Below are 13,716 nucleotides of genomic sequence, written 5' to 3'. Positions count from 1 at the left end.
GATCCGGTCGCAGCTGGCGCTGTCGTGGGGCGTGGAGACGTTCCTCGTGCCGTGGGAGGAGACCACCGACGCGATGATCCGCCGCGTCGACGAGTCGATCCTGGAGATCGGCCGGTTCGCCCCCGGCGAGCTCGTCGTGGTCGTGGCCGGGTCGCCGCCGGGCGTGGTGGGCAAGACGAACCTCATCCGCGTGCACAAGCTGGGCGAGGACACCCGCTGAGGCCACCCTCCGCGGGAGCGAACGGCACTCTCGCTGCTTCTACGTGCCCGAAAGTCCCGCTCGCTCGGCTCGCTCCCTCGCCCGGTGGGTGATCATGGGGGCATGGCGCACCCGTTCGACGCGCTGACCGCCGACGCGATGCGGGCCGGCGGCAGCTGGAAGTGGTCCACGCCCGGCGCCGACGCCCACGGCCGCGGGCTGATCGGCGCGTTCGTCGCCGAGATGGACTTCCCGGCGGCACCCGCCGTCGTCGACGCCGTCCGCAGCTGCGCCGACGCGAACCGGTTCGGCTACCTGTCCGACGCGTGGGTGGCGGACATGGCGGCGGCGTGCGCGTCGTTCTGGGCCGACCGCTTCGGCTGGTCGCTCGACCCCGACCGCATCCGGCCGTTGCCCGACGTCCTCACCGCGCTCACGGCCGTCGTCGAGCACTTCACCCCGGCGGGCAGCCCGATCGTGCTGCCGACCCCGGCCTACATGCCGTTCCTGACGGTGCCGGGGATGCTCGGGCGGGAGCTGGTGCGGGTGCCGATGGCGCACGGGGCCGGGCGCTGGTCGGTCGACCTCGACGCGCTGGACCGGGCCTTCGCGACGTCCGGCGCGAAGCTCCTCGTGCTCGTGAACCCGCACAACCCGACCGGCCGGGTGCTCACGGACGAGGAGCTCGCCGGGGTGACCGAGGTCGTCGAGCGCCACGACGCGCGGGTCTTCGCCGACGAGATCCACGCGCCGCTGACGTTCGACGCCCGGGTGCACCGTCCCTACGCCGCGACCTCGGACGCCGCGGCGGCGCACACCGTGACGGCGACCTCGGCGTCGAAGGCCTGGAACCTGCCGGGGCTCAAGTGCGGCCAGCTGATCCTCGCGAACGCCGCGGACGCGCAGCGCTGGTCGCAGGTCGGGTACCTCGCCGAGCACGGCACCGCGACGCCGGGCGTGCTCGCCACCACGGCCGCGTACGCCCACGGCCGGGAGTGGCTCGACGACGTGCTCGCCTACCTCGACGGGAACCGCGCGCTACTGCGGGAGACGCCGCTGCCGGGGCTCGAGGTCACCGTCCCCGAGGGCACCTACCTGGCGTGGCTCGACGGCTCGACGCTCGGGCTCGACGAGCCGCCGTCGGCATTCTTCGCCCGCGAGGCCGGGGTGGTGATGACCGACGGGGCGGCCTGCGCCGGGCCGGGCGGGATGCGGCTGAACCTCGCCATGGCGCGCCCTGTGCTGGCCGACGCGCTGGAGCGGATGTCGGCGGCACTCGCCGGAGCGCGTCGCTAAGGTCGGGCGCATGGGGCTGTCGTTCTCCGAGGAGCCCGAGGCCGGCCTGGTGGCCGTGACGCTGACCGACGACGACGGCGAGGTCCTCCAGACCCGGGTCGTCGCGGCCGACGAACTCGCCCGGATCGCCGCGGCCGCCCGCCGGGCCAGCGCGCGGGCGGCCGAGCGGGGCGAGCCGCTGTTCGTCACCCTCGACGAGCTGATCGACGGGCCGCCGGACTGACCGGCGCCACGGACGGTCCGTCGACAGGCCGACCGCGTCGTCGTGACGCGGTCGCTCGGGGAGGGGGCTGACGCTCGAGCCCCACCCCGCCGTCGTCGGGACCGTGGGGCCGGGCGCGGCAGACCGCCCGGAGCTACGCGGGGCTCGCGGGGCCCGTCACGAACGGGCCGGTGACCGCGACGGCGGGGGAGCCGAACACCGTGCTGCAGTTGAGCACGGGGACCTGGCTGACGTTGCCGCTGCTGACGCCGGGGCTGTTGCTCGCGGTGCCGGTCGTCGTGCAGGACGGGGCCGCGGCGTGGCCGTGGCCCGACTCGGTGGCCGAGGCGGTCCCGGCCGCGAGCAGCGGGATCCCCAGCAGGGCGGAGCCGGCCATGACCCCGGCCACGGTGCGACGCACGCTCATGTTCTCTCTCCAGACGTCGATGCGCGGGGCCACAGCCGTCGCGGCCCCCGGTCGTCCGGACAACGACTGGTCCGTTCGGAGGATGCGGACGGAGATCGCCGCGGTGGACCGACCGTGCGTGAGGACGACTAGCGACGCCACGGTCTCCCGGTGAGCGCCGCGCTCACCGGGAGCCGCCGGAGCACGTCGGCCACCAGGACCGAGCCCACGACGGTCCCGAGGTAGAGCGCGGCGAGGCCCGCCGTCGACACCCGGCCCGCGACGAGCCACAGCAGGCCGGCGAGCACCAGCGGGTGGGCGAGGAAGATGCCGAAGGAGCGGTCCGACGCGTACGCCAGCACCCGCCGCGCCCGGCCGCCGGGGCGCCAGCCCGCCGTCGTCACCAGGCTCAGCGTGTAGAGCCCGGTCACGGCCACGAGGAACCACGCGATCGTCGCCGGCCGGAACACCCCGGCCGCCACCGCGGGGGGCATGCCTCCGCGCACCGCGACGACGAACAGTGCCTCCGTGACCACCACGGCCCCGACGACGAGGCCCGCGATCGCCCACCGCCACCGCAGCACGGCCGCCTGCACCTGGTCGAGGTGCAGCGCCGCGAGCGCGCCCACCACGGGGTAGAGCACGTACGCCGGGAGCAGCGCGTACCCGTGCGCGACGAGGAACGCCCCGAACGCGTCCGGCGGCGGCACCGTCAGCAGGTCGCTCACCACCACCTGCACCACCAGCGCCCCGACGAGCACGACGACGTGGCCCGAGCCCGGGAGCCGCCGCAGGCCCGCCACCAGCGCCGGGAAGACCAGGTAGAGCTGCAGCGTCACGAGCAGGAAGTACAGGTGGTACCAGGCGGTGCCCTCGACGGCGTTGCGGCCCACGACCACGAGCTCCTGGGCCACCGTCGGCGCCGGGCTCCCCGGCGGGCGCGTCGCCACCGCCAGCAGCGAGTACACGACCGTCCACGCGAGGTAGGGCGTGAGCACCAGCGGGATCCGCTTCCGCCAGAACGACGACACCGGCTGGGGGCGGCGCAGCGCCTGGAACGTCAGCACGAACCCGGTCAGCGTGAAGAAGGCCTCGCGCGTGACGTGCAGCAGCAGCTGGCCGCCGTTCGAGGCGACGTCGTCGACCGGTGTCGCCGCCGAGAGCACGTGCACCCCGATGACGCACGCGAAGGTCAGCAGCCGGAAGAGGTCGACCTCGTGGAGGTGGCGACGGTCCGAGGCCGGCGCCGGGGCCGGAGCGGTCACCACGGGACCCGAGGGTGCTCCCCGAGCCTGGGAGGAACCTGGGCGGGGGCTGGGTCAGGCCGGTGCGGGCGCTCCGCCCGGGCAGGTCCCTGGACCCGTGACGCCGGCCCGGGCCAGGTCGTCGAGCACGTGCCCGGCGAGCACCCGCTGGCCGGCGGCGGTGGGGTGCAGGCCGTCCGCGACCCTTGGGAACGTCCACCCCTCGGTGAGCGGGTCGAGGACGACGACGCGAGGGTCGGCGCGGCGGGCCGCGTCGACGATCGTGACGTCGGTCGACCGGGCCGCTTCGGTGGGGACGCCGGCGTGCGCGACCACCGTGATCAGCGCGAGCGGCGCCCGGGGCGCCTCCCGGTGCGCCGTCTCGACGGCGGTGGTGACGGCGGCGCGCAGCTGCGGGTCCGGGGTGCCGACGTCGTTGTGGCCGGCCTGCAGCACCACCAGCGACGGGTCCAGGCGCGGCAGGTCGGCCTCGCCGAGCAGCCGGACGACGGGCCCGCGGGCCCCGCGCCCGGTCGCGACGTAGCCCGCGCCCGGCACCGCGCCCACCACCACCCGCCGTCCCAGGCAGCGCCCGACGACCGCGGGCCACGCCTGCTCCGGGGTGCTGCCGGTCCCGGCGGAGATCGACGCGCCCAGCACGACGACCGGGTGTCCGGCCGGTCCGGCCCCGACCGCGGCGGTGACCACGGCCGGGGGAGGGGTCACCGGTGCGGCGGTGTCCCGGCCGACGGCGACCGCGACGGCGAGCGCGAGCACCGCCGCGATGCCGAGGGCGACCGGGACGACGACGCGGGCCCGCCGGGCGGCCCGGGCGAGGGGAGGATCGCGCCGCTCTACCGACACGAGGGCTCCCCTCGCGCCGGGGCGGGCGGGCCGGTCACCCGACCCGGACCAGCGCGAACGACTCGGGGGCCAGCGTCACCGCGCCCTCGGACACCCCGGCCCCGACGGGCGCGGCGAGGCACTCGTGGGCCCCGTCGACGGCGACGGTGCGCTCCTCGGCCGCCAGGTTCACCACGAGGCGGAGGCTACCCCGGTGCAGCACGAGCGTCCGGGCTCCGGCGTCCGCGTCGCAGTGCACCCGGTCCAGGCGCGGGTCGGCGAGCTCGGGCTCGGTGCGCCGCAGCGCGATGAGCGAGCGGTACACCTCGAGCAGCCAGGCGTGGGGGCCCTCGGCGGGCTCGGACCAGTCGAGCTTCGAGCGCTCGAAGGTCGCCACGTCGGTGGGGTCGGGCACGTCGGCGGCGCCCCAGCCGTGCTCGGCGAACTCCTCGCGGCGGCCGGTGCGCACCGCCTCCGCGAGCGCCGGGTCGTCGAACCCGACGAAGAACGCCCAGGGCGTCGAGGCGCCCCACTCCTCGCCCATGAACACCATCGGTGTGAACGGCGAGCAGAACACCAGCGCCGCCCCGCACGCGAGCAGGCCCGGCGACAGCGACGCCGAGAGCCGGTCGCCGGCGGCGCGGTTGCCGACCTGGTCGTGGTCCTGCAGGTACGCGAGGAAGCGGTACCCCGGGGTGCGCGCCAGGTCGACGGGGCGGCCGTGGCCGCGGCCGCGGAACGTCGACCACCCCCCGGAGTGGACGTAGGCCTCGCGCAGCACGCGCGCGAGGGTCTCCAGCTCGCCGAAGTCGACGTAGTAGCCCTGGGTCTCGCCGGTGAGCGTCGAGTGCAGCGCGTGGTGGATGTCGTCGCACCACTGGGCGTCCAGGCCGTAGCCGCCGGCCTCGCGGCGCCCGACGAGGCGCGGGTCGTTGAGGTCGGACTCGGCGATGAGCACGCACGGGCGGCCCAGCGTCGAGGCGAGGCGGTCCGCGGTCGTCGCCATCTCCTCGAGCAGGTGGGTCGCGCGGGAGTCGCGCAGCGCGTGCACGGCGTCGAGGCGCAGCGCGTCCACCCCGAAGTCGGTGAACCACATGGCGACGTTCTCGAGGATGTACGCGCGGACCGTGTCCGAGCCCGGTCCGTCGAGGTTGAGCGAGGGCCCCCAGACGTTCTCGCCGAGGAAGTACGGCCCGAAGCGGTCCAGGTAGGCCCCGGACGGCCCGAGGTGGTTGTAGACGGCGTCGAGCACGACGGCGAGCCCGCGCTCGTGGCAGCCCGCGACGAACCGGCGGAAGCCGTCGGGGCCGCCGTAGTTCTCGGTGACCGCGAACCACAGCACCCCGTCGTAGCCCCAGCCCCGCGAGCCGTCGAAGGCGTTGACCGGCAGCACCTCGACGTGGGTGATGCCCAGCTCGACGAGGTGGTCCAGGCGCTCGACGGCGGAGTCGAACGTGCCCCCGGGCGTGAACGTGCCGACGTGCATCTCGTAGACCACCGCTCCCGGCAGCGCCCGGCCGGTCCAGACCTGCCCGGTGAGCGGCGACGACGCCGGGTCCCACACCCGCGACGCGGCGTGGACCCCGTCGGGCTGCCAGCGGGAGCGCGGGTCGGGCAACGGGTCGGCGCCGTCGAGGGAGTACGCGTAGGCGGAGCCGTGCCCGGTGCCCTCGACGTGGGCGTACCACCAGCCGCGGTCGGCCGGGACCGGCGACTCGTCGCGGGCCATCGGGTGCGCCGTCCCGTCGACGACCACCGCCACGCTCGTCGCCTCGGGCGCCCACACCGCGAAGCGCCCGTCCCTGCCCACGCCACCCGGCGCCGCCGTCGTCATGGGGTCGGATCATCCCGGGGGTGGCCCGCGGTTGCGACCGCGCGGCCCCGGAGGACCGCCGGGTACCGTTCTCCGCGCGTCCGCGCAGGAACGAGCCGAACGGAAACCGATGTCGCAGACGGGTGACGCGTCGCCCCCGGGGAGCACGGACCCGCTGTTCGCGGGCCCGGCCGGTGTCGCCCGTGACATGGCGGCCGTCGACTGGGCCGCGACCCCGCTCGGCCCGCCCGCCCGGTGGCCCGCGGCCCTGCGCGAGGTGGTGCGCATCCTGCTCACCTCGCGGTTCGCCATGTGGATGGCGTGGGGCCCCGAGCTGACGATGTTCTACAACGACGCCTACCGGCACGCGACGCTGCGCGCGAAGCACCCGTGGGCGCTGGGCCGGCCCTTCGACGAGGTCTGGGCCGAGATCCGCGAGACCCTCACCCCGCAGATCCGGTCGGTGCTCGAGGACGGCGAGGCGACCTGGGACGAGGACCTGCTTCTCTTCCTCGAGCGCAACGGCTGGCCCGAGGAGACCTACCACACGTTCTCCTACAGCCCGCTCGCCGGCGAGGACGGCCGGGTCCAGGGGCTGCTGTGCGTGGTGGCGGAGACGACGGAGCGGGTGCTCGCCGAGCGGCGCATGGCCTTCCTGCGCGACCTCGCGAGCGCCATGACCTCGGCCCGCTCGGTCGACGAGGTGACCGCTGCGGCCCGCGACGTGCTCGGCAGCAGCCGCCGCGACCTCCCGTTCGGCCTGGTCTACCTGCGTGACGAGGCCGCCGGACCGCGGACCGCGCGCCTCGCCGCCGCGGTCGGGGTGGATCCCGACGGGCCGGCCGCGCCGTCGACGGTGGAGCTCGGGATCCCCGCGGACGGCTGGCCCGCGGCCGGGATCCCCGACCCCGGTCGGGTCCTGCCCCTCGCCCCGGACGCGGTGCCCGCCGCGCCGGCCGACTGCGACCGCGTCGCCGTCCTCCCGCTCACCCCGGCCACCACCTCCGACGAGGAGGGCGGGTCGATCGGGGTGCTGGTCGTCGGGCTGTCGCCCCACCTGGCCTACGACGAGCGCTACCGCGACTTCGTCGAGCTCGTCGCCGGCCAGGTCACCTCGGGGGTGCTCGACGCGCGGGCGGCCGAGGCCGACCGGCACCGCGCGGAGGCCCTCGCCGACCTCGACCGGGCGCGGCGGCGCTTCTTCGCCGACGCCAGCCACGAACTGCGCACCCCGCTGACGCTCGTGGCCGGGCCGGTCGACGACCTGCTCGCCGAGGACGTCGTCGACCCGGTCCGGTGGCGCGCCGAGCTCGAGGTCGTCGCCCGCAACACCCGCCGGCTCCGCCGGGTCGTCGACGACCTGCTGGAGGTCTCCCGGCTGCAGGCGGGCGAGGTGGACCGGCACCGCGAGGTGATCGACCTCGCGCAGGTCACGGCCGAGGTCGCCGGCATGGTGGCCACGTCGATGGAACGCGCGGGCCTGGAGTACACCGTCGACGTCCCGGCCGAGGGCGTGCCGGCGGCGGTGGACCGCGACGGCTGGGAACGCGTCGTGCTCAACCTCGCGACCAACGCGCTGAAGTACACCCGCAGCGGCCACGTCGAGGTCGGCCTGCGCCGGAACGGGACGCGGGCCGTGCTCACGGTCTCCGACACCGGCATCGGCATCCCGGCGGACGAGCAGCCCCGGCTCTTCGACCGGTTCCACCGCGTCGAGGGCGCCTGGGCCCGCTCGGCCGAGGGCAGCGGCATCGGGCTGGCCCTGGTCCACGAGATCGCGACCCACCACGGCGGCGAGGTCGCCGTGACCAGCGAGCCCGACGTCGGGACCACGTTCACCGTCACCATCCCCGCCGCGCCGCGCGGCACCGAGGTGGCCGCGGCGCACGTCGAGGTCGGGGGCCGGGCCCGGGCGCTCATGGACGAGGCGTCGCGCTGGATCCCCGGGGAGACCGAGGGCCCGCCGTCGGCCGGCACCTTCGACGGACCGCTCGACGGCGAGGCGGTCGGCCGGGTGCTCGTCGCCGACGACAACGCCGACATGCGCGCCTACGTCGGCCGGCTGCTCGCGCCGCGGTGCACCGTGACCGCGGTGGCCGACGGCGAGGAGGCGCTGGTCTCCGCCCTGTCCGACCCGCCGGACATGGTCGTCGCCGACGTCATGATGCCGCGGCGCAGCGGCCTCGAGCTCCTCGCCGCGCTGCGGGCCGACCCCCGCACCGCGCGCATCCCGGTCCTGCTGCTCTCCGCGCGTGCGGGGGAGGAGGACGCCGTCGAGGGCCTCGCCGCCCAGGCCGACGACTACCTGGCGAAGCCGTTCTCGGCCGCCGAGCTGCAGGCCCGCGTCGCGGCCCACCTGCAGCTCGGGCGCGCCCGGCGGGAGGCGGAGGCCCGGTTCAGCGCGGTCGCCGACCTGGCGCCGGTGATGATCTGGGTGGCCGGCCCCGACGGCGCCCGGCTCTTCCTCAACGCGGGGTGGTCGCGGTTCACCGGGCTCGACCCGAGCGCCGAGCTGGGCCACGGGTGGTTCGACGGCGTGCACCCCGACGACCGCGCGGCCTACCGCGAGACCGCCGAGCACGGGCGCGCGGCGGTCCGCGGCTGGGAGGTCGACTACCGGCTGCGCCACGCCGACGGCACCTACCACCGCGTCGTCGAGCAGGCCGTCCCGGTGCCCGCCGTCGCCGGGACCGCCGCCGAGGGCGCCGAGCCCGCGACCGGCTGGATCGGCAGCTGCGTCGACGTGCACGACCGCCTCCGCGACGCCGACCGGGCGACGATGCTCGCCGGGATCGGCGAGGCGATGGAGGGCGCCGAGACCGTCCCGGAGCGGCTCGCGGCGCTCGTGCGGGTGCTGCACGACGCCCGGCTCGGTGACCGGGTGGGCACCGTCGACGCCCGCCCGGGCGACCGCCCCGAGGACGGCTCCCACCGGATGCGGCGCCCCCTGGTCGTCCGGGGCCGGCCGCTCGCGGTCCTCGAGCTCGAGCGCGACCCCTCGTCGGAACCCTGGTCGGCCGACGACCGCACCCTCGCCGACGAGGTCGTCGCCCGGGTCCTGCCCGCCCTGGAGAACGCCCTGCTGCGCACCGAGGAGCGCATCGCCGCGGAGCGCCTCGTCCTCGTGCACCGCGCGACGGCGGCGTTCTCCGCGGCGGTCACCCCGCTCGAGGTGGCCCAGATCGCCGCGACCCACGTCGAGCAGCTGCTGGGGCCCGACCTGCAGTGCGGGGTGTTCGAGTACGACGAGCCCGCCCGCCGGCTCACGGTGCTCACCCGGCGGCCCGGAGGGCGCGACCCGCGGTCAACCGGCGACGTCCTCTCGGTCGGCGTCGACACCATCGTCACCCGCGCGGTGCGCGACGAGCGCGCCGTCTGGGTCCACGAGCCCGAGCCCGGGGAGGCGCCCGACGCCCAGGACCCGACGCTCGTCAGGATGCTGCGGGACCGGGGCATGACGAAGGCGGTCTCGTTGCCACTGATCGCCGCCGGCCGCGTCGTGGGCGTGCTCGCGGTCGGGTTCGCCGGCCGCGGACGGCTCGACGACGGCGAGCGCACGACCCTGCAGGCGCTGGCCGAGCCCTGCGGGGTCGCGCTGGACCGGGCCCGGCTCTACCGCGCGGAGCACGAGATCGCGCAGACCCTGCAGCGCTCGCTGCTGCCCCAGGGGCTCCCGGAGGTCCCCCGCCTGCCGATCGCGGTGCGCTACCAGCCCGGCGCCGTCGGGACCTCGGCGGGCGGCGACTGGTACGACGTGGTCGAGGTGGACGACACCCACGTCGCGGTCGTCGTCGGCGACGTCGTCGGGCAGGGCACCGCCGCGGCCGCCGTCATGGGCCAGCTGCGGACGGCGCTCTCGGGTTACCTGCTCGCCGGGCACGGGCCGGGCCCCGCGCTCGACCTGCTCGACGGGCTCGTCGCGCGGGTCCCCGGAGCGCGGGCGTCGACCGCGGTCTGCGTGCTGGTGGACACCGTCACCGGCGACGTGTGCTGGGCCCGGGCGGGCCACCTGCCGGTGCTGCTCGCGCCCGCCGACGGCAGCCGGCCCCGCCTGCTCACCGATCCGGCCGGGCACGGCCAGCTGCTGGGGCTCGCGCACACCCGTCCGCGGCCCCGCACCGAGGGCACCACGACGATCGCCACCGGGACGTCGCTCGTCCTCTACACCGACGGCCTGGTCGAGCGGCGCGGCGAGTCCCTCGACGAGGGCCTCGACCGGCTCGTCGAGGTGGCTGCGGCGTGCGAGGACCGGGCTCCGGAGGGGATGGCGTCGGCGCTGCTCGGCGGGCTCGCCCCCGCCGGCGCGATCGACGACGTCGCGGTCGTCGTCGTGCGGCTCGGACCGGCTCCGCTCGAGGTCCGGCTGGCCGCCGACCCGGAGCGGCTCGGCCCGCTGCGCCGGGCCGTCGCGGCGTGGGCGGAGGAGGCGGGACTGGGCGCGGACGTCCTCGACGACCTGCAGCTCGCCCTCGGCGAGGCCGCCACCAACGCCGTGGAGCACGCCTACGGGGCGATGCCGCCGGAGGGGTCCGAGGTCGCGGTGCGGCTGCGGGCCCGCGCGGACGGCGGGGTCGACGTGTGGGTGCGCGACCACGGCGCCTGGCGCGACGCCCCGGCCGACCCCGGCCACCGTGGACGGGGCCTGGTGCTCATCCGGGCGCTGGCCACCGACGTCGTCGTCGACGGCGGCCCGGGCGGCACCGCGGTGACCTTCACGGTCGCGCCCGGTCGTCCGGAGGCCGCCGCCGCGGGCACGGGCCGGTCCGCGGAGTCCCGCGAGCGCCCGGTCGACGTCCGCACCGACACCGGCCCGGACGGCGCCGTCGTGCACCTGTCGGGCGACCTCGACCTCGCGGGGACCGAGGCCGCGCGGCGGGCGCTCCAGCGGGCCGCGCCCGGCGGGCCCTGGACCCTCGACCTGACCGGCGTCGGCCACCTGGCGAGCGCGGGGGTGGGCCTCCTGCTCGACGCCGTCGAGCGCGGGGCGGACCTGGTGCTGCCCGAGTCCGGACCCGCGGCGCGGGTGCTCGCCCTGAGCGGGTTCACGACGCCGAGCCCGGTCGCCGGGCGGTCCTGAGCCGTTCAGGGCGCCCGCGCAGCGGGCATCCGGGCGCCATGGAGTACCGCCAGCTCGGCCGGTCGGGACTGAAGGTCTCGACGATGACCATGGGGACGATGACCTTCGGCGGCGAGGGGGGCTTCGCGAACGTCGGGAACACCGACGTCGACGAGGCGCGTCGGCTCATCGACGTCTGCCTCGAGCGCGGGGTCAACCTGATCGACACCGCCGACGTGTACTCCCAGGGCACCTCGGAGCAGATCGTCGGCGAGGCCGTGAAGGGCCGCCGCGACGACGTGCTGCTGGCCACCAAGGTCCGGATGCCCATGGGCGACGGCCCCAACGACGCGGGCCTGTCGCGCGAGCACATCGTGCGCGGCTGCGAGGACTCGCTGCGCCGGCTGGGCGTCGACCACATCGACCTCTACCAGGTGCACGCCTGGGACGGCGTCACCCCGCTCGAGGAGACCCTCGAGGCGCTCGACACCCTCGTGCGCAAGGGCAAGATCCGCTACATCGGCTGCTCGAACTACTCGGCGTGGCACCTGATGAAGGCGCTCGGGGTGAGCGCGCTGACCGAGACCCAGCGCTTCGTCTCCCAGCAGATCCACTACACGCTGCAGGCCCGCGAGGCCGAGTACGAGCTCGTCCCGGCGACGATCGACCAGGGCCTCGGGATCCTCGTGTGGTCGCCGCTGGCCGGGGGCCTGCTCTCCGGCAAGTTCCGCCGCGGGCAGGACGCCCCGGAGACCTCGCGGCACCTCACCGAGTGGGACGAGCCGCCGGTGCGCGACCGGGAGAAGCTCTACGACATCGTCGAGGTCGCCGTGGAGATCGGCGAGGCGCACGGCGTGTCGGCGGCCCAGGTGTCCCTGGCCTGGCTGCTGGCCAAGCCCGGCGTGACGTCGCTGGTGGTCGGGGCCCGCAACGCCGACCAGTTGACCGACAACCTCGCGGCTGCCGAGCTCGAGCTCACCGCCGACGAGGTCGCGCGGCTCGACGAGGTCTCCGCGCCGCCGCTGCTCTACCCCTACTGGCACCAGCGCAAGACCGCCTCGGACCGGCTCTCCCCGGCGGACCGGACGCTGCTCGGGTAGGCGGCCCCTCGCCACGTCACACCACCTTCATCCGTCATCCTGGTCCGGACCGGGACGACGGGGAGGTGGCGTGGTGGCGGACGGGACGCGGGCCCCCTCGACGCGGGCCCGGCAGAAGCGGGCGCAGCACGAGACGAACAAGCGGCTGATCGTCGAGACCACCGCCTGGATCACCGCGGTCGCCGCGGCGCTGACCGTCGGGCTCGAGGCGGGGATCGCCGCGTCGGCCACCGCACCCGACGTCCCGCGCGTCACCCCGATCGAGTACCAGTACTCCCGCTGACGTGCTCGGACTCTGGTTCGTCTCCCGCGCCCTCGGGGCGATGGCGCTGCTCCTGCTGAGCCTCGTCATCGTCCTGGGGATCCTGCACAACACCTCGGTGGTCCGGAACGCCGAGCTGGGACTCCCGCGGTTCGTGCTGGTCGCGTTGCACCGCAACCTGTCGTTGATCAGCGTCGTGTTCATCGCGCTGCACGTGGTCACGGTGATCGTCACCGACTACGTCCACCTGCGGGTCGTCGACGTGTTCGTCCCCGGGATCGCGCTGTTCAACCCGGTCGCCGCGGCCTTCGGCACCGTCGCGACCGACCTCGTGATCGCGATCGTCGTCACCTCGGTGCTGCGGTCACGGCTGTCGCGGCGGCTGTGGTTCTGGGTGCACTGGACGTCCTACCTGTGCTGGCCGGTGTCGGTGGTGCACGCGGTGCTCAACGCCTCGTTCCGCGGCACCACGTGGTGGACGCTGGCGGTCCCGCTGCTCTCGATGGTCGCGATCGTCGCCGCGCTGGTGTACCGCCGACGGGACCGACGCCGCGTGGGGATCCCGCTCGCCGACCGGGGCCGCGTGTCCGAGGAGGCGATCCGGGCCGTGACGGGGGAACTGCCGGTCGTCGCCCCCGCCGACGAGGTCGAGGCACCGACCGAGCTCCTGCCGCCGGTGCGTGACGGTGTGGGGGTGGACGCGGAGACCGAGGTCCTCCCGGCCACGGCCGCCCCGGCCCGCCGCGCCCGGGTGGTCCCGCTCGCGCCGCGCTCCGATCGACGCTGAGGGTCGGTGGTCCTGCGCGCGGCGCACACAGTCCGACCGAGGCCGCGTTCGGCGTCGGGTGGACCTGCGCGCGGCGCACACAGTCCGAGGGGCGACGCGTTCGATGTGGTGTGGACCTGGACCTGCGTGCGGCGCACACAGTCTGGCCGAGGCCGCGTTCGGTGTCGGGTGGACCTGCGCGCGGCGCACACGAGGCGTGTGCGGCACGCGTCGGTTCTGCCGTGACCGAAGGCGTCTGCGCGGAGAGTGTGCGCGCGACGCGCAGGTTCACCGATCAGGCCGGCGCCGCGTCCTCGAGAGGCACACCTGGCAGGCGAGCAGGGGTCGGAACAGGCCCAGTGTGCTCGTGATCATGGCCGGGCGGCGGCCGAGCGGGCGGCTCAGGCCGGGCGGACCAGCAGCGCCGGTCCAGTCCTCGGCCCCGCCGGGGAGCGGGAGCACCGTGTCGCGCCAGTCGCCGTCGGCCTCCAGGCCCGCGGGCAGCCGCGTCGCCACCGCCACCAGCTTC

12 protein-coding genes are annotated in these 13,716 nt (G+C 76.0%); 7 read left to right on the top strand and 5 right to left on the bottom strand.

Annotated features, from left to right (window positions below; translation table 11 throughout):
• From AC0CYZ_RS25115 to AC0CYZ_RS25105, 3 genes are all read left to right on the top strand, one after another.
• Positions 1-220, top strand: a 220-nt coding sequence (locus AC0CYZ_RS25115) for a pyruvate kinase alpha/beta domain-containing protein (protein WP_472220414.1), incomplete at its 5' end; no start/stop codon positions are given.
• Between the two features lie 102 nt (positions 221-322).
• Positions 323-1,495 (top strand): MalY/PatB family protein, encoded by a 1,173-nt coding sequence (locus AC0CYZ_RS25110; RefSeq protein ID WP_472220412.1) that lies wholly within the window; start codon positions 323-325, stop codon positions 1,493-1,495.
• A 10-nt stretch (positions 1,496-1,505) separates the two neighbouring features.
• Positions 1,506-1,718, top strand: coding sequence for a hypothetical protein (locus AC0CYZ_RS25105; RefSeq protein ID WP_472220410.1), 213 nt, complete (start codon positions 1,506-1,508; stop codon positions 1,716-1,718).
• A 133-nt stretch (positions 1,719-1,851) separates the two neighbouring features.
• Here the strand turns inward: AC0CYZ_RS25105 and AC0CYZ_RS25100 are convergent, their stop codons facing one another.
• From AC0CYZ_RS25100 to treZ, 4 genes are all read right to left on the bottom strand, one after another.
• On the bottom strand, positions 1,852-2,124 hold the full coding sequence (locus AC0CYZ_RS25100) for a chaplin family protein (RefSeq protein WP_472220408.1): 273 nt from the start codon (positions 2,122-2,124) through the stop codon (positions 1,852-1,854).
• A 128-nt stretch (positions 2,125-2,252) separates the two neighbouring features.
• Entirely contained in the window at positions 2,253-3,371 is a 1,119-nt protein-coding gene (locus tag AC0CYZ_RS25095) for an acyltransferase (protein ID WP_472220406.1), read from the bottom strand.
• A 51-nt stretch (positions 3,372-3,422) separates the two neighbouring features.
• The gene (locus tag AC0CYZ_RS25090; protein WP_472220403.1) at positions 3,423-4,211 is read right to left on the bottom strand and encodes an SGNH/GDSL hydrolase family protein; all 789 of its coding nucleotides are present in this window, start codon (positions 4,209-4,211) and stop codon (positions 3,423-3,425) included.
• 34 nt (positions 4,212-4,245) lie between these two features.
• Entirely contained in the window at positions 4,246-6,024 is a 1,779-nt protein-coding gene (gene treZ / locus AC0CYZ_RS25085) for a malto-oligosyltrehalose trehalohydrolase (protein ID WP_472220401.1), read from the bottom strand.
• A gap of 109 nt (positions 6,025-6,133) precedes the next feature.
• Here treZ and AC0CYZ_RS25080 point away from each other — a divergent pair, with 109 nt between their 5' ends.
• The 4 genes from AC0CYZ_RS25080 (at position 6,134) to AC0CYZ_RS25065 (ending at position 13,208) form a co-directional block, all read left to right on the top strand.
• Positions 6,134-11,080: a SpoIIE family protein phosphatase gene (locus AC0CYZ_RS25080; RefSeq protein ID WP_472220399.1), complete on the top strand. Its 4,947-nt coding sequence runs from the start codon at positions 6,134-6,136 to the stop codon at positions 11,078-11,080.
• 38 nt (positions 11,081-11,118) lie between these two features.
• Positions 11,119-12,159: an aldo/keto reductase gene (locus AC0CYZ_RS25075; RefSeq protein WP_472220397.1), complete on the top strand. Its 1,041-nt coding sequence runs from the start codon at positions 11,119-11,121 to the stop codon at positions 12,157-12,159.
• A gap of 73 nt (positions 12,160-12,232) precedes the next feature.
• On the top strand, positions 12,233-12,442 hold the full coding sequence (locus tag AC0CYZ_RS25070; protein WP_472220395.1) for a hypothetical protein: 210 nt from the start codon (positions 12,233-12,235) through the stop codon (positions 12,440-12,442).
• A gap of 1 nt (position 12,443) precedes the next feature.
• Positions 12,444-13,208: a ferric reductase-like transmembrane domain-containing protein gene (locus tag AC0CYZ_RS25065; RefSeq protein WP_472220393.1), complete on the top strand. Its 765-nt coding sequence runs from the start codon at positions 12,444-12,446 to the stop codon at positions 13,206-13,208.
• A 267-nt stretch (positions 13,209-13,475) separates the two neighbouring features.
• Here AC0CYZ_RS25065 and AC0CYZ_RS25060 read toward each other — a convergent pair.
• The coding region (locus AC0CYZ_RS25060) for a hypothetical protein (RefSeq protein ID WP_472220391.1) at positions 13,476-13,716 on the bottom strand (241 nt) is incomplete at its 5' end.

It is taken from the genome of Actinomycetospora sp., assembly GCF_055612215.1.
Note: the sequence above shows the minus strand (reverse complement) of the source record. Positions and strands in the feature narration are given on the sequence as shown.

Bases quoted from the DNA above. Each gene is read 5' to 3' on its own strand.
- AC0CYZ_RS25080 (WP_472220399.1), top strand. From the start codon at position 6,134: ATGTCGCAGACGGGTGACGCGTCGCCCCCGGGGAGCACGGACCCGCTG.
- AC0CYZ_RS25110 (WP_472220412.1), top strand. From the start codon at position 323: ATGGCGCACCCGTTCGACGCGCTGACCGCCGACGCGATGCGGGCCGGC.
- AC0CYZ_RS25105 (WP_472220410.1), top strand. From the start codon at position 1,506: ATGGGGCTGTCGTTCTCCGAGGAGCCCGAGGCCGGCCTGGTGGCCGTG.
- AC0CYZ_RS25100 (WP_472220408.1), bottom strand. From the start codon at position 2,124: ATGAGCGTGCGTCGCACCGTGGCCGGGGTCATGGCCGGCTCCGCCCTG.
- treZ (WP_472220401.1), bottom strand. From the start codon at position 6,024: ATGACGACGGCGGCGCCGGGTGGCGTGGGCAGGGACGGGCGCTTCGCG.
- AC0CYZ_RS25075 (WP_472220397.1), top strand. From the start codon at position 11,119: ATGGAGTACCGCCAGCTCGGCCGGTCGGGACTGAAGGTCTCGACGATG.